This is a genomic window from Streptomyces sp. DSM 116795 (assembly GCF_055792905.1).
Window position 1 is genome coordinate 1,836,015 of record NZ_CM147707.1, and the last position, 19,174, is coordinate 1,855,188.

Consider the following 19,174-nt stretch of genomic DNA (forward strand, 5'->3'; position numbering starts at 1 on the left):
CGAGCTGGAGCCCCGGAGGCTCTTCCGGTGGAGTGGGGTGACTCCGTCCAACCGCTGTGACCTGGCAAGGCGCTGGAACCATGCTCGCGGCCACTTGCACGATGCTCGCACTGCGGGGAGCACCGGCCGGATGTCTGCTGCACTGGAGGCATGTACCTCGAAGAACTCCGCACGCTGCTGGCCCGGCATGTCCGCCCCGACTGGACCACCGCCATCGACGGCGTTCTGATCTCGAAGGTCGACCGGCCGGACCCGCCGGAGCCCTCCATGTCCGGCACGGTGCTTGCGGTCATCGCGCAGGGCGCCAAACACCTCGCACTGGGCGACCGGGTCTATGAGTACGGGGCCGGGCAGTACCTGGTCGCCTCCGTCGACCTGCCCGTCACCGGGCAGTTCCTCCAGGCCGCCCCGGAACAGCCGGCGCTCGGCTTCGGTCTCGTGCTGGAACCGTCCGTCATCGCCGAGTTGCTGCTTCAGGCCGGTCCGGGAGACATCCCCCGTACCGGCACCGGTGCACCGTCGGGGATCGCCGTCAGCGACGCTCCGCCCGCGCTGCTCGACGCGGTGGTCCGCCTGCTTCGGCTGCTCGACGAGCCCCGCGACCGCGCCGTGATGGCCCCTCTGATCAAGCGCGAGATCCTGTGGCGCCTGATCACCGGCGAGCAGGGCGCGACGGTGCGCCAGCTCGGCCTCGCCGACAGCGGCCTCAGTCATGTCTCCCGGGCCGTGCGGTGGATTCGCGAGCACTACGCCGAGCCCTTCCGGGTCGAGGACGTGGCACGCCTGTCCGGGATGAGCGTCTCCGCCTTCTACCGCAACTTCCAGGCGGTGACAGCGATGAGCCCCATCCAGTTCCAGAAGCAGATCCGGCTCCAGGAGGCGCGGCTGCTGCTCGCCACCCACCCGGGCGACGTGACGGGGGTAGGCCACCGTGTCGGCTACGACAACCCCTCGCAGTTCAGCCGCGAGTACCGCCGCCAGTTCGGCGAACCCCCGAGCCGGGACGCCGCCCGCCTGCGGAACACCGCACGCACTCCGGCGGGCGTCCTGGCCTGAGCGTGGCGTGGCAAGCCGGCCCGGCCCGCCTCGAAGGAGGATCGTGCAAGGATGGGCGAGGATCCTTCTAGGATCTGCGCAGGTCAGAGCGGTTTACTGGGATCAGGAGTTCTTCTGCGGAGCAGGAAAATGCCGCTCCGCGGATCCCACCACACACGCAAGGATCACACCATGAAGACCGTTCTGATCACCGGTACGTCGTCCGGATACGGCCGGGAGACCGCCCGCTACTTCCACGAGCAAGGGTGGAACATCATCGCGACTATGCGCACACCGCGTCCCGGCGTCCTCCCGGAGTCGGACCGGCTCCGCGTCCTCGAACTCGACGTGACGAAGCCCGAGACCATCGAAGGGGCACTGGAGGCGGCGGGGCCCGTCGACGTCCTCGTCAACAACGCGGGCGTCCCCTCGATCGGTGTCTTCGAAGGGACACCCATGGCCAGGGTGCGGGAGGTCTTCGAGACCAACACGTTCGGCGTGATGGCGACGACCCAGGCCGTGCTGCCCCAGTTCCGTGAGCGCGGCTCCGGCGTGGTCGTCAACGTGACGTCCAGCGTGGTGCTGGGCCACATGCCGCTCACCGCCGTCTACAAGGCGAGCAAGATGGCCATCGAGGGCTTCACCGCATCCCTCGCACTCGAACTCGCGGCCTTCGGAGTGCAGGCGAAGACCGTCGAGCCAGGCGCCTGCCTGACCACGAACTTCGGCGAAACCGCCCTGGACGGCGACTCCTTGGAAGAGGCCGTCCCGGAGCCCTACCTTCCGTGGGCGGAGAAGGTCATGAGCGGTTTCATGAACCAGGATCTGTTCACCAAGGAGAGCGACGTCGCCGAAACCGTGTGGCGTGCCGTGCACGACACGACCGGCCAGCTGCGGTTCCCGGCCGGCCCCGACGCAATCGGGCTCGCCCAGGCGAAGTGATCAACCAGCAGGCTGACGCTGTACTGATGCTGTTTCCGGCGCCGGTCACCTCCATATGTGCAACCGGCCGGACCACCTACGCGTTCAAGGGCCCCCGCATCGAGCCCATGCGGACAGCCGGCGCCAGCGCGTGCCCTGTTCGCAGCGACGTGCGGCGAGCTCACAGGCGAGGAAGCGCAGAGCCGAGGTGCACGGATCGACGCCGGCCGGGCAGCAAGCACGCCGAAGCTCCTGGTGGACAGGCGATCTTGCTCTTGCCGTCCATCAGGAGCTTCTTCACGTCCGGACACCTGCTCGCTGTCGCTGTCCGGGACCGAGAATGTCTATTCCCGGGCCTGGCTCGGATCGATCGGAATCTCTCGCGCCGTACTCTCGCCGCGCTCCTCGGCGATCGACTGCCGCCCCGCCGTCCCGCAGCAACGGTCGTACTGGTTCTGCCAGTCCGCCATGAACGTGTCGTAGCCGGCCCGGCCGGTCAGCTTCAGGTCCGACTCGTCGTTGTGCCAGACGCCGTTGCTCGTCCAGTTCGAGGAACCGACGAAGACGAGCTTGGAGTTGGCCGTCCCTGCGTAATTGCCGCTGACCATCATGTACTTGTCGTGCGTGTAATGCTTGGCGTAGCCGTTCGCGTCGGTTTCGCGGGTGGTGTCGTGCACGTAGATGTTCGGCCGGTCCTTCAGGTAGTTCTGCACGCTGTCATCGACCATTCCCGCGGTGATCAGAATGTGGATCTTGACGCCGGCCTTTGCCAGGCTCACCAGCTTCTTCGGCAGCTCCAGATAGTTCCGCTCGCCCGGCTTCCCGTGCGAGGTCCACTGGAACATGGCGATGTTGATCGTCGCCGGTGCCTTGATGTTGTTCAGGAAGTCGACCCAGGTGTCGCTCTTGGAGCGCGCCTTGGGCCACTGGTAGGTGGGCGGGGACAGCTTCCTGGCGGCCGTGGCGCTGGTCGAGTTGTAGTAGTCGGGCGCCAGCGGGCCCGGGCCGTTGAGCGCCCCCTTGGCCATGGCGGTGAAGAAGCTGACGTAGGAGTTGTACAGGGCGACGTTGCCCTTGACGGTGGCGCTGCTGTTCCACGCGGTCCTGGCCTGGGCGGAGGTGGGGTTGGCGCTGCTGACGGTCACTGTCCTGTTCGCATCCTGCCCGCCGCTGAACATGTAGTACTTCGCGTGCAGGGAGGAGCCGGCGTAGTGGGTCAGGCAGCCGCCCGGGCACAGCGCGGCGAAGCTGGAGGCTCGCGGGTCGTTGCCCAGCTCGGTGACCATCGACTGCCAGATCGCATTGTCGCTGTGGGCGTCCATCAGCGCTTTGACGATGACGCCGCGCTGGTGCGCGGCTATCAGGGCGTTGGCGAAGTCCGGGCCCGGCTGTGCGTTGCTGATCGAGTACATGGCGACGCGTATGGTCTGCCCGCAGCCGGCGCTGTTGATCGACTCGATGAGCGGGCCCATGATCTTCATCTGGGAGGTCGGGTCCTCCGGGTCGTTGAAGCGCGGGCCCGGGCTGGAGGTGAAGGTCCGATGCTCGCAACTGAGCGGGGGCTTGGCCTTCTTGACCGCGGCGTGCGCCGGTGTCAGCGGCAGCATGGTGACGACCAGCGCGATGATCAACGTGACCGTTCGCTTCATGGGCGGCCTTTCGCTGGGCTGTCGATGATGAAGAGCCGGGTCGCCGCTGGAGGCCGACGGAACTGCGGGAACTCAGGCAAGAAAGGTGTCGGGTTGAGGCGGAACGACAAGGAAGCTCCCACGACATCAAGTTGTTGGGCTCATGTACCAACTTGCGACATGTGAGAACTTCGAATGGTTGCAGGACGGTCTGAACCGTGACACAGCACTTGCACCCGCAATATGACAGCCTGTCAATTTGCCTGATGCGTACGCCTCTTGACGTGCTGCAGGAGCGTTGCTCGCTTCCAGTGCATCTTGTGGGGACCGGACCCCCGCGACGGAAACCCGGATGCGGGTGCCGCACAGCCGCTCCTAGGCTGCGCTCGCGGGGAGGGCGTGGCGCGATGCTCGACCCCGACGGCAACGAGTTCTCCGTACGGAGGCCCGGTAGCGGGGCTGTTGTCCGGCACACACCTCACCCCTGGGAACCGATGACCACGGTATTGATCACCGGAGCCAGCTCCGGCCTAGGAGCCTGCTTCGCCCGTCGGCTCGCGGCCCGCGGAGCCGATCTCGTCCTCGTCGCCCGCGACGAGACCCGCCTCAGGGCCGCCGCCGACGAGCTGCGCTCCCGTTACGGCGTCGAAGCCGAGGTGCTCGTCGCCGATCTCCTCGATCGGGACGGCTGCGCACGGGTCGAGGCCCGTCTCGCCGTCACCGCGGACGCTTCCGTCTCCCCAGTCGACGTCCTCGTCAACAACGCCGGGTTCGGCCTGCCCGCGCCCTTCCCGCACAGCGCCATCGAGGACGAGGAGCGGATGCTTGACCTCCTCGCCCGGGTGCCGATGCGGCTCACCCACGCCGCCACCCCAGGCATGACCGCGCGCAGGCGCGGCGCCGTCATCAATGTCTCCTCCGTCGCCGGGCTCCTGCCCACCGGTACCTACGGCGCCGCCAAGGCATGGCTCACCGCGTTCAGCGAATCGCTGCGCGTGGACCTCGCCCCGCACAACGTCAAAGTCCTCGCCATGTGCCCCGGGTTCACCCGCACCGAGTTCCAGGAGCGCGCCGGGATGGACCTCACCAGCCTGCCCGGCTGGGCGTGGCTCGACGTCGACACCGTCGTACGTCAGGCACTGCGCGACCTCCACCGGGGCAAGCCGGTCAGTGTCGCCGGCTGGCAGTACAAGGCGTACGCCTTCGCGGTGCGTCACGTCCCGCGCGCCGTGGCGGCCCGGATGGCGCGCTCCCGGACACCCAAGAACTGACGCACCGCAACGGACCACCGCGACGACTCGATGGAGAACGATGTCCCCGCGACGGCTGTCAGCCCGCATCCGAGCAGAGGGGGCCGCGCGGTCGGCGTGCCGTATCGGCCGTCGCGGCGAGTGCACCCGGCAAGGGGCTCAGCTCAGGTACGCGAGCACGGCCAGCACGCGCCGGTGGCCGCTGTCCTCGGCGGGCAGATCGAGCTTGGCGAAGATGTTCCCGACATGCTTGTGCACAGCGCGCTCGGTGACCACCATCGGGACACCTGCACGCTGCCCGCCACAGGAAGCTGCGCGTGCGCCGCCCCCTGCCTCTGCCGCGTGCCGTCGCTGTGCCCGGTGAGTGCGCGAGCCAGTTCCTCCCCCAACCGAGAGTCGAGCACTCGTCGTCAGTGCCTCTGGACGTGCCAGGGCCAGGTCGGTGACCCGGGCCCTCGTCGTTCGCGGGTGAGATCGACCCCCGCGCTCCTCCCGGTATCAGGAGGGTGCCGGGAACTGCCCCTCGGTGATGAACCACTCGCGGTTGACGGGTGGGAAGTCGATGTGTTTCGATGGACGGTTGCCGATGATCACGAACGGCAGTTGCGCAAACAGGGAGCTCTCGAGGGTCAGGCCCCCGTACAGCTTCCACGCGCCGCGTCCCTGGGTGTCCGGCCCCGAGTCCGCGTACTGGCCGGTCGCCCGCAGGTACGGGCCGAAGAAGGCGACCACGCCCACCGTGTCGTAGAGGCTGACGTTCGCCTCGGGGCCGAGCGCTGTGCGCAGTTCGCCCTCACCGGAGACTTCGGCCCTGCCGCCGGGAAGGGTCTCGCCGTCGGCTTGGGTGTCCGGCTCCCAGCCCGACTCCTTCGCGTACCGCGTGCCGACCTTTACCGACCCGGTCGCGGCCTGGTCCACGTCCACCTGTATGCGGCCGTTCGCTCGCACCTTCAGCGCCAGAGTGAGCTTCACCGTGACGACGACCGGCACCGGACCGACCATGATCACGGGATGCGCGGTCGCCTCGGCCAGGGGGATGCGCTGCGCGAAATCGGGTTCGACGGTGCCTCGTACGCGCCAACTGGCCTTGTAGTCCCCGCCGATGCCGATGGATGCGGTCGCGTCCGCGGGGTCGTCCGAGCCGTGCCCGTCGTAGGAGACGTCCACCTTGGGTGAGATCTCCAGGAACCCTCCCAGCGCGGTCCCGGGCTCCTGGCCCGGATCGTCTCCGGAGCCGGGCAGTTCGGTGTCGAAGTCGAAGTGCAGGTTGCTGCTCTTGGTGCCCGCGCTGCCGGATGCCTTCCCGGCCGGTGTTCCGCGAGAGCTCTTCGCGGCGCCTCGTGCCACGTCGAGTCCCTTGATCTGCGGGTCGACCTTCCAGGCCGAGGCCGAAACGGGGATCTTCCCGTCGGCCTTCGCACCGCCGAGGACCTCCGCGAGGTTGGCCCGGGACGTGCGGAGTTCGGCCTTCCCGCCCTCATCGGTGCGCACGTCCCTGACCTTGACGAGTGCGCCCGCGGGGGCTGCCTTCGAGGGCGGGCTGGCGATCACGTCGCCTTTGCGGACGTCGATGCTTCCGGTGCCGGTGTCCCGGTCCTGCCGGCTGAGAACGGCCCGGCCGGCCTCGGCGTCGTAGGAGGAGAGCGCGACGTTCGCGTCCTTGAGTGTGTTGGGTCCCCGGCTGTCCGAGGGACGGCTGATCGTCGCGGACTCGGACCGGCCTGATGCGACGGTGAGTTCGGGGCCGGGTCTTCGGTCGTCGTCCGCGAAGGATCCGTTCGGACCGGCGGCCTCGGTGGTGGTGCCGAACGCGCTCGGAACCGCCATTCCCGCGACCAGCAAGCCGGATATGCAGATCACGGAGAACCAGGCGCGGCTAGTAACACGCTTCACGCGGAACCTCTTCGCTCGCGCGGGCACGCGGCCCGTGGGGGGTGGACCGGCAAAAGCTACTGCCCGGTCACCCACCTTCCAAGTCTTCCGGCGGATACTTGTCCCGACGCGACAAAGCGCTCCGGACCGTCGTGTCCCATGCATGCCGGTAGCGACGGCGATGACCAGCGTCAGCTCGCCCGGCGGACAGGGGCGCCATGGCAGGCCTGTCCGGAGAACCCGACCGGCAGCCAAAGCTGCACACCGGGCGCCACAATGGAGGCATGCGCACGCCGTGTTGGGAGCTGGGTTGAGCGGGACGGATGTCGCGGCGTGGGCGGCAGCCGGGGTGTCCCTTGCGAGCGCCGTGGCGACTGTGGTGCTGGGTGCGTTGTTCGAGCAACGACGGCAGCGTGCGCTCCGCGAGGAAGCCCGTCGCGAGAAGGTCGGCCGGTACGCCGAGCCGCTGTTGCAGGCCGCGACAGCACTCCGACTACGGCTCGCGTACGCGGTTGAGAGGGACCTGGGCGGCCTGCTGAAGGAGCCTGCCGAAGGGGCTGCCAACCGGCACCGGCACCAACGGGACGTCGACTACTACCTCTACGACACCCTCTACCGCATCGGCTGCTATCTCGGATGGTCGCGGGTGCTGCACCAGGAGCCGCGCTATCTGGACGTGGGCAGCCAGGAGCGCAACCGTGAACTGATGCGGCGTATCGGGGCAGTGTCCGAAGCGGCCTCCGTGGAGGCCGAGGACTGGACATTCCAGCTGTGGACCGGGGAGACCTGGGTGCTGGGAGACCTGATGATCGACCCGGACTCCTCACCAGGAGACGCCAACCGAATCATCTCCGCCCTGCGGTTCCATCACGAGATCCGTGAGAACCCCGACTTCGTACGGTGGTTCGCGCCGCTGATCGACGACTTCGGGCGCTTCGCCGCCGACCGGAACGCCGGCAGACTCCGACTGATCCGGTTACACAACGCGCTCGGGGAGCTGATCACGTTCCTGGACCCCTATGGGTCTTATACGAGGTCATCGTTCGAGCCGTTGCCGCTCGACGGCCCCAGCCACTGACGTCTGCGACGCGCTCGCCCTGGTCCTTGAGCAGGCCGCCGGTCTGCACCACCGCCGAGACCAGGCCCGGAACGGGTCCACCGCGAGCGGTTGGTCTTCCCCTTGGTGCGGTGGTTGGCGGTGGTGCCCATGGCTACGGAGTTGGCGCCGACGATCACGGCAACGGCCAGCCACGATGCCGGGTCGAGATGCTGGCCGAGGACGACCGCCCCGGCCAGGGCGGCGAACACCGGATTCACGCTCATGAAGATCCCGAAGAAGCGCGCGGGGACCCGGCGCAGCGCGAGCAGGTCGGTGAGGAACGGCACCGCGGAGGACAGCACACCCGCGGCCAGCGCGCACAACAGGGCGCCGGGCGTCGGCCGGTGAAGCCACAGGACGGCGGTGCCGACGGGTACGTAGATCAAGCCGGAGACGGCCGCGGCGGCGGCCGAACCCTCAAGTCCCGGAAGGCGTTCGCCCACGGTGCGGTTGAGCAGGATGTAGCAGCCCCAGCAGACGGCGGCGAGCAGGGCCAGGCCGATACCGGCGTAGTCGGTGCTGGGCCGGGGACGGGTGAGGATCACGACGGCCGCCGCTGCGGCGAGCGCGCATGCCAGATCGATGCGGCGGCGGGAGCTCGCCAGGGCCACGGTGAGCGGGCCGAGGAACTCCAGTGTGACCGCGAGGCCGAGCCCGATCCGGTCGATCGCCGCATACAGCGTCAGGTTCATGGTCGCGAAGACCGCGGAGAGGCCGAGGACCGGAAACCACTGCGCGGCGGAGAACGAACGCAGCCGCGGACGCCCGGCGCTCAGCAGCACCACGGCGGCCACCCACTGGCGTACCGCCACCACCCCGACGGGCCCGAGAACGGGGAAGGCGAGCGCGGCGACCGATGCTCCGGCCTGGTTCGACAGCCCGCTGCCCACCATCAGCGCCACCCCCGGCCACCGGGGCCGCACCTCCTGCGACGCGGCGGCCGGCGTCGTGTCCACGGAAGCTTCGATTGCCATGGCACGACGATCGGCCGCGCCGGCGCATGCGCAAAATGCATCGGACGCTCCATCTATACCCTGGACGCATGCGAGCTCGTCCCGATCTGGAGCTGCGGCACCTGCGCTGCCTGGTGGCGATCGTCGACACCGGCAGCTTCACCGACGCCGCGATCGAACTGGGCCTCTCCCAGGCCGCGGTCTCGCGGAACCTTCTCGCGCTGGAACGGATCCTCGGTGTGCGGCTGCTGCACCGGACCAGCCGCACCGTGATCGCCACCACCGCCGGTGTCCAGGTTCTCGCCCGCGCCCGCCACTTGCTGGCCGAGGCCGACGAACTGGTCCACCAGGCCACCACCGGCCACACCCGGCTCCGTATCGGGCACGCCTGGTCCGCGATGGGCCGCCACACGGCCGAGTTCCAGCGCCGCTGGCACGACCGCTACCCGGACGTCGAACTCCATCTGATCCGCCACAACACCTCCACCGGGGGCGTCGCCGAGGGCCTGTGCGACATGGCCGTCCTCCGCACCCCCGTCAGCGCCCGCCACTACGCCCACGCCCTCGTCGGCCATGAGCGCCGCTGTCTCGCCCTCGCCTCGGACGACCCATGGTCCAGGCGCCGCAGCATCCGCCTGGAAGAGATTCGCGAGCGCACTCTCGTGGTGGACCGCCGCACCGGCACCACCACCTTGGACCTGTGGCCCGAAGGCGCCCGCCCCGCCGTGGAGTACACCCACGACATCGACGACTGGCTCGCCGCCATCGCCACCGGCCGCTGCGTCGGCGTCACCCCGCAGGCCACCGCCACCCAGTACCGCCGCGACGGCATCGCCTACCGCCCCCTGCGGGACGCCGGGCCCGTCCCCGTACACCTCATCTGGCGGCGGCACGACCCTCATCCCGCCACCCACGCCGCCGTCGCCCTGCTCACCGATCTCTACCGCGAAGCCGCCTGACACCCGGGGGTTCGGGGCGGCGGACACACCAGCCGGCTCATGGCACAGCCGCTGGCCCCCGGTGGCGGAAACGGCCGTTCGGGCCGGTTCCGGTGCGTAGCGTCGGCGTCGTGACGGACGACGACGACCGGGACGCCGAACTGCTCGCCGCGTACGACGAGTTGATGCGGGGAGCACCCCCACGGCCGTCAGCCGGGGTGACCTGTGAGCAGGACGGGCCGCTCGTGCGTGCCCTCGGCGGCTTCCGGGGCTTCGTCTTCGGGCCGCGGGACACGTCGCTGCGCGGTGCCGCCCTGGACGCCCTGATCGTCCGCCGGCGCGACCGTTTCGCCGGGCGCGCTCAGGTTCCGGTCGTGCCGTCGATCGCCTCGCGGAGGAAGTCGGCGTGGCCGTTGTGGCGTGCGTACTCGTGGATGAGGTGCAGCATCACGAGCCGCAGCGAGACCTCGTCGCCCGACCCCGGCCGGCGGCCGGTGACCTCCAGCGACGCGGCCTCCTCCACGATGCGGTCCGCGTGCGCGATCTCCGCCTGCCAGGCGGCGAATGCCTCTGCCCGGGTGGAGTCGCTCGCGTCGTACGCCATCTGGAAGTCCCCCTCGTCCGACCACACCAGCGGGACGTCCTCGCCGTTGATCACGCGCCGGAACCAGACGCGCTCCACCTCCGCCATGTGCCGCACCAGGCCGAGCAGCGTGAGTGTGGACGGCGGTGACGCGGCGCGGCGCAGCTGTTCGTCGCTCAGGCCCTCGCACTTCATGGCGAGGGTCTCGCGGTGGAAGCCGAGGAAGGCCCGCAGCGTCTCTCGCTCTCCTCCGGTCAGCGGCGGGAATGTGCGTTCCGTGGTCACTGTGCTCCCCTCGTTCGACGGTTCTGCGGTGACGTACGGCCGCTCGGGCGGCGGGCCGACGTGCGCGCGCCCGGACCGTGTGCCCACGGTCCGGGCGCGCAACGGGTGAGGCGCCGGCCTCAGTCGGAGAGATCGACGCTGCGGGCGGACGTCGCCCCGATCTCGCCCTTGATCTCGGCCAGGACCGGAGCCGGGATGTCGTCGTCGACGGTGAGTGCCACCAGCGCCTCGCCGCCCGCGGTGGCGCGCGCCACCTGCATGCCGGCGATGTTGATGCCCGCCTCGCCGAGGATGCGGCCGACGGTGCCGACCATGCCGGGACGGTCGGCGTAGCGGAAGAAGGCCATGTGCTCGGCGAGCGGCAGATCGACGTCGTGCTCGCCGACGGCGACGATCTTCTGCTGGTGCTTGGGCCCGGTCAGGGTGCCGGAGACCGAGACCTCCTCGCCGCTGCCGAGCGTGCCGCGCACGGTCACCATGTTGCGGTGCTCCACGGACTCGCTGGAGGTCGTCAGGCGCACCTCGACGCCGCGCTCCTGCGCGAAGAGCGGGGCGTTGACGTAGCTCACGGTCTCGTCGACGACGTCCTCGAAGACTCCCTTGAGGGCGGAGAGTTCGAGCACCTTGACGTCGTGCTGCGTGATCTCGCCGTACACCTCGACGTCGAGCCGGACCGCGACCTCGCCGGAGAGCGCGGTGAAGATGCGGCCCAGGCCCTCGGCAAGCGGCAGCGCGGGACGTACGTCCTCGGCGATGACGCCGCCCTGGACGTTGACGGCGTCGGGTACGAGCTCGCCCGCCAGCGCCAGACGCACCGACTTGGCGACCGCGATGCCCGCCTTCTCCTGGGCCTCGCCGGTGGAGGCGCCCAGGTGCGGGGTGCACACGACCTGGTCGAACTCGAAGAGCGGCGAGTCCGTGCACGGCTCGCTCGCGTAGACGTCCAGGCCCGCGCCCGCGACGCGGCCCTCCTTGAGGGCGGAGGCCAGCGCGGCCTCGTCGACGATTCCGCCACGGGCGGCGTTGACGAGGCGGACGCTCGGCTTCACCTTGTGCAGCGCGTCGTCGCCGATCAGACCGAGCGTCTCCGGCGTCTTGGGGAGATGGACGGTGATGAAGTCCGAGACCTCCAGCAGCTCGTCCAGGGAGAGCAGCTTGACGCCCATCTGCGCGGCCCGGGCGGGCTGCACGAACGGGTCGTAGGCGACGACCTTCATCCCGAACGCCGACATCCGCTGTGCCACCAGCACGCCGATGCGGCCGAGGCCGACGACGCCGAGGGTCTTCTCGCTCAGCTCCACGCCGGTGTACTTGCTGCGCTTCCACTCGCCGTTCTTCAGCGCGGTGTTGGCCTGCGGGATGTTGCGGGCGCTGGCGATCAGCAGACCGCAGGCGAGCTCGGCGGCGGTGACGATGTTCGAGGTGGGGGCGTTCACCACCATCACGCCGGCCTTCGTCGCGGCCGGTACGTCGACGTTGTCGAGCCCGACGCCGGCGCGGGCGACGACCTTGAGTTTCCGTGCGGCCGCCACCGCTTCGGCGTCGACCTTCGTCGCGGAGCGCACGAGGATCGCGTCGACGTCGGCGATGGCGGTGAGGAGTTCGGCCCGGTCGGCGCCGTTGCACTGCCGGATCTCGAAGTCCGGCCCGAGGGCGTCGACGGTGGCGGGCGAGAGCTCTTCGGCGATCAGTACTACGGGTTTGCTCACGTGGTCTCCAGTTTGGGGGCACCTCCCAGGCCGAAGGCCCAGGGGGAGGATCGTCCTCGCTGCAGGCAGCGGCGGGGAGGCAACGGCCGCGTCCCGGCGACCGTAGACGGTGAGGGGGTATCCCCGCGGGGCGGCGGCGGGCAGACGCACGACGCTGTGAGCCTGTGGCGCGCTCGGCTTGTTCGTGCAGTGTAGCTACGTACGCGCGGTGCGGGCTGCCCCTCCCCGTAAACGATCAGCTACGGACCGGTGCACGGTACCGGTCATGTGCGCTGGTGCGCGCCGGGGCCGGGGGCAGGGCCGCCCGGATCGGTGCCGGATGCGGGGGCAGGCCCCTCCTCGGAAGCGGAGCCGCCGCCCGCGGGCAGGTTCACCGCGCCCCGCACGTCGCGGCTGGAGTGCGCCGCGAGCAGGCGGTATTCGCCGGCCGGGGTGATCCAGGCGTGCGGGGCCTCGTCCCACACCTCGAAGGCGCGCGGCTCGACGGTGACCGCGGCCCGTACGGTCTCGCCCGGCGCCGCCTCCACAACGGTGAAGCCCGCGAGCAGGCGCAGCGGCCGGTGGTGCTCCGGCTGCTCTCCCCCCGCGGAGCCACGCGGCGGTTCCAGATAGACCTGCACGACCTCGCGGGAGCGGCGGTCGCCGGTGTTCCGCACGGGCACCGTCACCTCCAGCGCCTGACCCTCGCGCCAAGGGCCGGCGGACGGCTCTCCGTAGGACCAGTCGGCATAGCCGAGGCCGTGGCCGAAGTCACGGGCGGGCTCGCGTCCGAGACGGTCCCAGCCGCGGTGGCCGACGTCCACGTCCTCGGTGTAGTCGATCACGCCGTCGCGGGGGACGCCGTCGGGCACCGGTACGTCGCCGGCGGCCGCCGGAAGCGTCCAGGGCAGCCGCCCGGACGGTTCGCACGCGCCGGTCAGCACGTCGGCGAGCGAGCCGCCGGCCTCCTGGCCCGGCAGCCACCACCACAGCGCCGCCCGTACCGCGCCCTCGTCCAGCCATGGCAGCAGTACGGGCGCGCCGGCGTTGACCACCACGACCGTACGCGGGTTGACCTCGGCCACGCGGCGCACCAACTCGTCCTGCCGGCCGGGCAGTCCGAGCCCCTTGCGGTCCCAGCCCTCGGACTCCGCCTCCGGATTGGTGCCCACGACGACGACCGCGGTCTCCGCCCGCCGGGCCGCCTCCACGGCCTCGGCGATCTCCTCGCCGGGGCCGGGCTCCGGCGGCAGGTGGCGCAGTTCCATCCGCGCGAAGCGGCCGAACGCTCCGAGGTCGACGACCTGCACCGTCGCCGACACCGTCAGCTCCAGTCCGGGCTCCTCGACGGCGACGCGGCGCACATGGCCCTCCGGGTGGCCCGCGGACTGGTCGAGCAGGACCTCCTCGGCCACGTGGTGGGTGCTCTCGCTGAGCAGAGTGCCGTCGATCTCGACGCGGTGAGCGCCGACCGGGGCCGCCTCCAGCAGGTGCTCACCGGGCTCGTCGAGCCGCAGCCGTGCCTGGATCCGCACGGACTCGGCGTCCGCGGGCAGTTCGCGCAGAGCGCCGTCCCAGGGGGCGGTGCGGGTCAGGGCGCAGAGCTGCCGGCCGTCGGCGGAGTGCACCGTGAGCTGTACGGAGCCGCCGTCCAGCGCGGACGCCTCCACCAGCGGCGCGTGACGCAGTGTGCGTCCGCCCCGGTGGGCGGTGACTACAGCCGACGGGAACGCTTCGCGCAGCGCGTCGAGCGGGCGGCTGAGATGCGGCGGCGTGACGTGCGCGCTGCCGCCGCCCTGTACGAAGGGGTCGAGGGCGTTGGCCCCGATCAGCGCGATGCCGGCGGTGTCCTGCGGCAGCGGCAGCAGGCCGTCCTCGTTGCGCAGTACGACCGTGGCGCGGGCGGCGGCGCGGCGCAGCAGGGCCCGCGTGGCGGGCTGGTGCCCGGACGGCACCTCCTTCGGCAAGTCCGCGCCGGGGGCCGGATCCGGGCCGGGGCCGGGGTCCCCGGCTCCCTCCGCAAGGTCCGGCAGCGCGCCGACGCGGGCGGCGAGCCGCAGGATGCGGCGCACCTTGTCGTCGATGTCCTCCTCGGGCACCTCGCCGGCGCGTACGGCTTCGAGCAGGGCGTCGGAGTCGGACCAGGGGCCGCCTGGGCCAGGCATCACGAGGTCGAGCCCGTTGCGTGCGGCGGCGACGGTGCTCTTCGTCGCGAGCCAGTCGCTGACCACGACGCCGTCGAACTCCCATTCCTCCTTGAGCAGTTCGCGCAGCAGCCCGCGGTGCTCGGTGGCGGGCGCCGCCTCCCCCGTGCCCTCCCCCGGTCCCCGGCGGGGTCGGGGAGACCCTTCCCCTGGACCCTGGCGGGTCCAGGGGAACCCCATCTCGAGGCCGTTGTAGGCGGCCATGACCATCCACACCCCGGCGTCCTTCACGACCCTCTCGAAGGGCGCCAGATACACCTCGCGCAGGGCGCGGACGCTCAACCGCGAGCGGTAGACGGTGCGTTCGGTCTCGGAGTCGTTGGCGACGAAGTGCTTGACGCACGCGCCCACGCCCGCACGCTGGACCGCGGCGACGTACGGGACCGCCATGCGGCCGCTGAGCAGCGGATCCTCCGAGAAGCACTCGAAGTGACGTCCGGCGACCGGTGTCCGCTGCAGATTGACCACGGGCGCCAGCACGACGTCCGCGCTCTTCGCGCGCGCCTCCGCGGCCGCGAGCGTGCCCAACTCCCCTGCCAGCGCCTCGTCCCAGGTGGCGGCCAGAGCCGAGGGCGCCGGCATCTGCGCCGACGTCGTGGGCTCAAGTCCCCTGCCCCGCACACCGATCGGCCCGTCGGAGACGGTCAGGGCCCGCAACCCGGCGGACGGCAGCGGATACAGCGTCCACGTGGTCTCACCGGTGAGCACACGCACGCGCTCTTCGAGGCTCGACCCGCCCACCAGCGCGTCGAGTCGGTCATCGGTCGGCTGCCCGGACGGATCGGGCCTGCCCGCGAGGGTCATCAACGGCTCCCGGTGTACGTCGTTGCGGCTGCCCGGCCGCCTCACCGCAGCCATCCTCCCCAGGAGTGCCCTTCCGAACCGCGGTCACGGACTGCGTGGCAGGGACGCGTGGCAGCAGCGCGAGGCAGGGACGCGTGGCAGCGGTGCATGGCAGCCGCGCATGGCAGTAAAGGTGGGAACTTAGTCATTGCTGACATCCGGGATGAGCTGAAGAATCGGGTCCATGTACGGGCGACCCCGAAGAAGCGGTGAAGACGTGCTGGTCGTCGTCTTCGACGACGTCCAGAGCCTCGATGTCACAGGCCCGGTCGAGGTCTTCGCCGGCGCCTGCCTGTCCGCCGGCGACCCAGGTGCGTACCGTCTGCGGACGGCCTCGCCCGACGGCGGACCGGTCCGCACCTCCAGCGGTCTCACTCTCGTCCCGGACCTCGCTCTCGCCGACGCCCCCGTGCCGGACACGCTGCTGGTGCCGGGCGGTGACGGCACCCGTGCACCCGACGGACGCCTGATCGACTGGCTGCGCGACGAAGCTCCCTCCGCCCGGCGCCTGGTCTCCGTCTGCACCGGCGCGATGCTGCTCGCCGAGGCGGGGCTGCTGCGCGGCCGCCGGGCGACGACCCACTGGGCGTACAGCGATACGCTCGCCCGCCGCCATCCGGACACGGAGGTGGACGCCGGCCCCATCTACATTCGCGACGGTCATGTCGCCACCTCCGCCGGCGTGACGGCGGGGATCGATCTCGCGCTCTCGCTCGTCGAGGAGGATCTGGGCCGCGATGTCGCACTCGACGTCGCGCGCCATCTCGTCGTCTTCCTGCACCGCCCGGGAAACCAGGCGCAGTTCAGCACCCAGTTGTCCGCGCAGAGCGCTCGGCGGGAACCGCTGCGAGAGGTCCAGCAGTGGATCAGCGAGCACACGGACGGCGATCTGTCCGTCGCGGCACTCGCCGAGCGGGCACGGCTCTCGCCGCGGCACTTCGCCCGCGCCTTCCTCGCCGAGACCGGCATGACTCCCGGCCGCTACGTCGACCGGGTACGGCTCGAACAGGCCCGCAGGCTCCTGGAGGAGAGCACCGGCAGCGTCGCCGAGATATCGCGCGCCTGCGGATACGGCACCCCGGAGGCCCTGCGCCGCGCCTTCGTCCGGGTGCTGGGGTCGGCACCGGCCGAATACCGGCGCCGCTTCCGGCACACGGGCGGCACACGCGAGCACCTCACAACGGGCGGGGCCTGAGCGGGAGACCGGCGCTCCGAACCGACTGTCCGAACCCGACCATCCGATCCGACCCTGCCAATCGACCCTGCCAATCCGGCACTGCCGATCCGACCCATCGAAGGGAACATCATGCAGATCGCGATCCTCCTCTACGACAACTGCACGGTCCTCGACGCCGTGGGCCCCTATCAGACGCTCGGCCCCCTGCCGGGCGCTGAGACCGTCTTCGTCGCCGAACAGGCCGGTCCCGTACTCGACGACAACCGCAGCCTCTCGCTGGTGGCCGCGAAGCCCCTGGCTGACGTGACACGTCCCGACATCGTGATCGTCCCGGGCGGCCCCGATCCGGACGTGCGGAACGAGGCGGTGCTCGACTGGCTGCGCACGGTCGACGCGGCCTCCACCTGGACGGTCTCGGTGTGCACCGGCTCGCTGCTGCTCGCGGCCGCCGGACTGCTGGACGGCCGCCGGGCCACGTCCCACTGGACGACCCTGGAACGGCTGACGGAATTCGGGGCAGAGCCGTCGCGGGAGCGGGTCGTCTTCGACGGCAAATACGTGACGGCCGCCGGAGTGTCCGCCGGTATCGACATGGGGCTCACGCTCGCCGGCAGGATCGCCGGCGACGAGCACGCACAGGCCGTACAGCTGATGATCGAGTACGACCCCCAGCCGCCGTACGACGCCGGGTCGCCGGAGAAGGCCCCCGCAGCGCTGGTGGAGCTCATCAGCGGGGCACCGGTTCCCGGGCCCTGAGGGAGCGCGTCCCCGGGCGGCTTCCCGGATGTGGCCTCAGACGTCGATCTCGCGTGGCCGGCCCGTCCACCGCAGCTCGGGCGGCAGATGCCCGGTGTCGTTGAAGAGCAGCAGCGAGGCGGGCCGTCCGGGCGCGTAACGGATCACGGTCAGCGCGGCGTTGGCGTGGTTGAGACCCATCCAGCGCCACTCGGGTGCGTCGAGGGCGTCACGGACCAGCCAGCCGATGAGGAAGGTGTGGGTGACGACGAGTTCGTGGCGCGGTTCGCCGCCCTCGGCCGGTCCGGCGAACGCCGTCAGCGCCCGGCGTGCCTGCTCCGGGCCGCCGTCGAACTCCCCGGCGGGCAGCCCCGCAAGCCGGTCGAGCACGAAGTCCGCCGATTCCGCGGGGAGTTCGTCCCTCTCCGGCACGTGCGGCACGTAATCCCCGGCAGTCTCCGAGGACTTCAGCGGAACGCCGCGGAGCCGGCCGTGGACCAGCCGTGCGGTCTCCTCCGCACGCGGAAGCGGCCCGTGAAGGATCACGGAGAGGGGGCTGCGGCTGAGCCGCTCACCCAGCAGTACGGCCTGACGGCGGCCCGCCTCGGTCAGCCGTCCGTCGTCCGGTGAGGCCTCTCCGTGCCGCGCGAGGTAGAGGTAACGGACGGCAGTACCGGTCATGTTCGGCATCCCCCTGTACGGCTCGGCACGTCGAGGTACGTCGGCTGCGCTGCGCGCCGGGCCCGCTCCGCGCACGCGTGCCCCGCCCCCGCCGGACGGCGGCTGGACGGGGCACGCGGCGGCGGGCCCTGGCACGGCGGCAGGTCTGCGCCGTGCGGCGCGGGTTACGCGTCCTCGTCGACCCAGCTCATCAGCTTGCGCAGCTTGCGGCCCGTGGTCTCCAGGAGGTGGTCGTTGGCCGCCTTCTTGTATTCGTTGTACCTGGGCAGGCCCGCGTTGTACTCCTGCATCCACTTGTTGGCGAACGTGCCGTCCTGGATGTCGTCGAGCAGCTTGCGCATCTCGGCCTTGACCTGGTCGTTGATGATGCGCGGGCCGCTGACGTAGTCGCCCCACTCGGCGGTCTCGGAGACGGACCAGCGCATCTTCTCCAGCCCGCCCTCGTACATGAGGTCCACGATCAGCTTCAGCTCGTGGAGGCACTCGAAGTACGCGATCTCCGGCTGGTAGCCCGCCTCCACGAGGGTCTCGAAGCCCGCCTTGACCAGCGCCGACGTACCGCCGCACAGCACGGCCTGCTCACCGAAGAGGTCGGTCTCGGTCTCCTCGGTGAAGGTGGTCTTGATGACGCCGGCGCGCGTGCCGCCGATGCCCTTGGCGTAGGAGAGGGTCAGCTCGAACGCCCGCCCCGTCGCGTCCTGTTCGACGGCGGCGATGCACGGCACGCCGCGGCCCTCCTCGAACTGGCGGCGCACCAGGTGACCCGGGCCCTTCGGGGCGACCATGCACACGTCGATACCGGCCGGGGGCTTGATGAAGTCGTAGCGGATGTTCAGGCCGTGCCCGAAGAAGATGGCGTCGCCGTCCTTCAGGTTCGGGGCGACGGACTCCTGGTAGACCCTGGCCTGGATGGGGTCCGGGACCAGGATCATGATCACGTCGGCCTCGGCCGAGGCCTCCGCCGGCGTCGTCACCTTCAGGCCCTGCTCCTCGGCCTTCGCGCGGGACTTGGAGCCCTCGTGCAGGCCCACCCGCACATCGACCCCGGAGTCGCGCAGGGACAGCGCGTGGGCGTGGCCCTGGCTGCCGAAGCCGAGAACCGCCACCTTGCGGCCCTGGATGATGGACAGGTCGGCGTCGTCGTCGTAGAACAGCTCGGCCACTTGGGAAATCTCCTCTTTCGGGGTCCGGGGGGCTCCCCCGGGGTCGTTCTTCAGGGTTCTCGAAGGGGTTGGACCGCCCAACCTACGACGGCCGGGCGGCGCGGACGGCGAGGGGTCAC

Annotated in this window: 15 protein-coding genes and 1 pseudogene; 7 read left to right on the forward strand and 9 right to left on the reverse strand. The window is 70.7% G+C overall.

Translation table 11 applies throughout. The annotated features are described in order from the left end of the window. Positions 1-150 precede the first annotated feature (150 nt). Together ACSMXX_RS07775 and ACSMXX_RS07780 are read left to right on the forward strand one after the other, a co-directional pair. Positions 151-1,056 carry an AraC family transcriptional regulator gene (locus tag ACSMXX_RS07775; RefSeq protein ID WP_473183295.1) on the forward strand — a complete coding sequence of 302 codons (906 nt, stop codon included), beginning with the start codon at positions 151-153 and terminating at the stop codon, positions 1,054-1,056. Positions 1,057-1,227: 171 nt separating this feature from the next. Then, positions 1,228-1,977 carry an SDR family oxidoreductase gene (locus tag ACSMXX_RS07780; RefSeq protein ID WP_473183296.1) on the forward strand — a complete coding sequence of 250 codons (750 nt, stop codon included), beginning with the start codon at positions 1,228-1,230 and terminating at the stop codon, positions 1,975-1,977. A 323-nt stretch (positions 1,978-2,300) separates the two neighbouring features. Here ACSMXX_RS07780 and ACSMXX_RS07785 read toward each other — a convergent pair whose 3' ends face one another. After that, the gene (locus tag ACSMXX_RS07785; RefSeq protein WP_473183297.1) at positions 2,301-3,605 is read right to left on the reverse strand and encodes a phospholipase D-like domain-containing protein; all 1,305 of its coding nucleotides are present in this window, start codon (positions 3,603-3,605) and stop codon (positions 2,301-2,303) included. A 473-nt stretch (positions 3,606-4,078) separates the two neighbouring features. Here ACSMXX_RS07785 and ACSMXX_RS07790 point away from each other — a divergent pair, with 473 nt between their 5' ends. Continuing rightward, complete coding sequence (locus ACSMXX_RS07790) at positions 4,079-4,855, forward strand: SDR family NAD(P)-dependent oxidoreductase (RefSeq protein WP_473183298.1); 777 nt, start codon at positions 4,079-4,081, stop codon at positions 4,853-4,855. 138 nt (positions 4,856-4,993) lie between these two features. Here ACSMXX_RS07790 and ACSMXX_RS07795 read toward each other — a convergent pair. Continuing rightward, positions 4,994-5,113: pseudogene (locus tag ACSMXX_RS07795) on the reverse strand (DNA-binding response regulator); the annotation flags it as partial. Positions 5,114-5,332: 219 nt separating this feature from the next. Then, positions 5,333-6,727, reverse strand: a complete 1,395-nt coding sequence (locus ACSMXX_RS07800; protein WP_473183299.1) for a hypothetical protein — start codon at positions 6,725-6,727, stop codon at positions 5,333-5,335. A gap of 289 nt (positions 6,728-7,016) precedes the next feature. On the opposite strand from ACSMXX_RS07800, the gene ACSMXX_RS07805 reads away from it, so the two are divergent. Next, positions 7,017-7,784, forward strand: a complete 768-nt coding sequence (locus ACSMXX_RS07805; RefSeq protein WP_473183300.1) for a hypothetical protein — start codon at positions 7,017-7,019, stop codon at positions 7,782-7,784. Here the strand turns inward: ACSMXX_RS07805 and ACSMXX_RS07810 are convergent. Next, the gene (locus ACSMXX_RS07810) at positions 7,733-8,698 is read right to left on the reverse strand and encodes an EamA family transporter (RefSeq protein ID WP_473184684.1); all 966 of its coding nucleotides are present in this window, start codon (positions 8,696-8,698) and stop codon (positions 7,733-7,735) included. The two genes, ACSMXX_RS07805 and ACSMXX_RS07810, sit on opposite strands and share 52 nt — an antisense overlap. Before the next feature lie 149 nt (positions 8,699-8,847). Here ACSMXX_RS07810 and ACSMXX_RS07815 point away from each other — a divergent pair, with 149 nt between their 5' ends. Beyond that, positions 8,848-9,717 carry a LysR family transcriptional regulator gene (locus ACSMXX_RS07815; RefSeq protein WP_473183301.1) on the forward strand — a complete coding sequence of 290 codons (870 nt, stop codon included), beginning with the start codon at positions 8,848-8,850 and terminating at the stop codon, positions 9,715-9,717. Positions 9,718-10,057: 340 nt separating this feature from the next. On the opposite strand, the gene ACSMXX_RS07820 is transcribed toward ACSMXX_RS07815, so the two are convergent. The 3 genes from ACSMXX_RS07820 to ACSMXX_RS07830 form a co-directional block, all read right to left on the reverse strand. Further along, the gene (locus tag ACSMXX_RS07820; RefSeq protein ID WP_473183302.1) at positions 10,058-10,564 is read right to left on the reverse strand and encodes a DinB family protein; all 507 of its coding nucleotides are present in this window, start codon (positions 10,562-10,564) and stop codon (positions 10,058-10,060) included. Positions 10,565-10,683: 119 nt separating this feature from the next. Next, positions 10,684-12,273 (reverse strand): phosphoglycerate dehydrogenase, encoded by a 1,590-nt coding sequence (gene serA / locus ACSMXX_RS07825; RefSeq protein WP_473183303.1) that lies wholly within the window; start codon positions 12,271-12,273, stop codon positions 10,684-10,686. Between the two features lie 263 nt (positions 12,274-12,536). Then, a complete protein-coding gene (locus ACSMXX_RS07830; protein ID WP_473183304.1) occupies positions 12,537-15,305 on the reverse strand; it encodes a beta-glucosidase in 2,769 nt (922 codons plus the stop codon). A gap of 178 nt (positions 15,306-15,483) precedes the next feature. Here ACSMXX_RS07830 and ACSMXX_RS07835 point away from each other — a divergent pair, with 178 nt between their 5' ends. Both ACSMXX_RS07835 and ACSMXX_RS07840 read left to right on the forward strand, forming a co-directional pair. Next, positions 15,484-16,494 carry a GlxA family transcriptional regulator gene (locus tag ACSMXX_RS07835; protein ID WP_473183305.1) on the forward strand — a complete coding sequence of 337 codons (1,011 nt, stop codon included), beginning with the start codon at positions 15,484-15,486 and terminating at the stop codon, positions 16,492-16,494. 111 nt (positions 16,495-16,605) lie between these two features. Further along, positions 16,606-17,232 (forward strand): DJ-1/PfpI family protein, encoded by a 627-nt coding sequence (locus tag ACSMXX_RS07840; RefSeq protein WP_473183306.1) that lies wholly within the window; start codon positions 16,606-16,608, stop codon positions 17,230-17,232. A 36-nt stretch (positions 17,233-17,268) separates the two neighbouring features. Here the strand turns inward: ACSMXX_RS07840 and ACSMXX_RS07845 are convergent, their stop codons facing one another. Together ACSMXX_RS07845 and ilvC are read right to left on the reverse strand one after the other, a co-directional pair. Continuing rightward, positions 17,269-17,892 (reverse strand): histidine phosphatase family protein, encoded by a 624-nt coding sequence (locus ACSMXX_RS07845; protein ID WP_473183307.1) that lies wholly within the window; start codon positions 17,890-17,892, stop codon positions 17,269-17,271. 164 nt (positions 17,893-18,056) lie between these two features. After that, positions 18,057-19,055 (reverse strand): ketol-acid reductoisomerase, encoded by a 999-nt coding sequence (gene ilvC / locus ACSMXX_RS07850; RefSeq protein WP_473183308.1) that lies wholly within the window; start codon positions 19,053-19,055, stop codon positions 18,057-18,059. Between the last annotated feature and the right edge of the window lie 119 nt (positions 19,056-19,174).

Excerpts from the sequence above, each read along its gene's own strand:
- ACSMXX_RS07845 (WP_473183307.1), bottom strand. The coding sequence starts at position 17,892 with ATGACCGGTACTGCCGTCCGTTACCTCTACCTCGCGCGGCACGGAGAG.
- ACSMXX_RS07810 (WP_473184684.1), bottom strand. The coding sequence starts at position 8,698 with ATGGTGGGCAGCGGGCTGTCGAACCAGGCCGGAGCATCGGTCGCCGCG.
- ACSMXX_RS07780 (WP_473183296.1), top strand. The coding sequence starts at position 1,228 with ATGAAGACCGTTCTGATCACCGGTACGTCGTCCGGATACGGCCGGGAG.
- ACSMXX_RS07785 (WP_473183297.1), bottom strand. The coding sequence starts at position 3,605 with ATGAAGCGAACGGTCACGTTGATCATCGCGCTGGTCGTCACCATGCTG.
- ACSMXX_RS07815 (WP_473183301.1), top strand. The coding sequence starts at position 8,848 with ATGCGAGCTCGTCCCGATCTGGAGCTGCGGCACCTGCGCTGCCTGGTG.
- ACSMXX_RS07840 (WP_473183306.1), top strand. The coding sequence starts at position 16,606 with ATGCAGATCGCGATCCTCCTCTACGACAACTGCACGGTCCTCGACGCC.
- ACSMXX_RS07790 (WP_473183298.1), top strand. The coding sequence starts at position 4,079 with ATGACCACGGTATTGATCACCGGAGCCAGCTCCGGCCTAGGAGCCTGC.
- ACSMXX_RS07775 (WP_473183295.1), top strand. The coding sequence starts at position 151 with ATGTACCTCGAAGAACTCCGCACGCTGCTGGCCCGGCATGTCCGCCCC.
- ACSMXX_RS07835 (WP_473183305.1), top strand. The coding sequence starts at position 15,484 with ATGTACGGGCGACCCCGAAGAAGCGGTGAAGACGTGCTGGTCGTCGTC.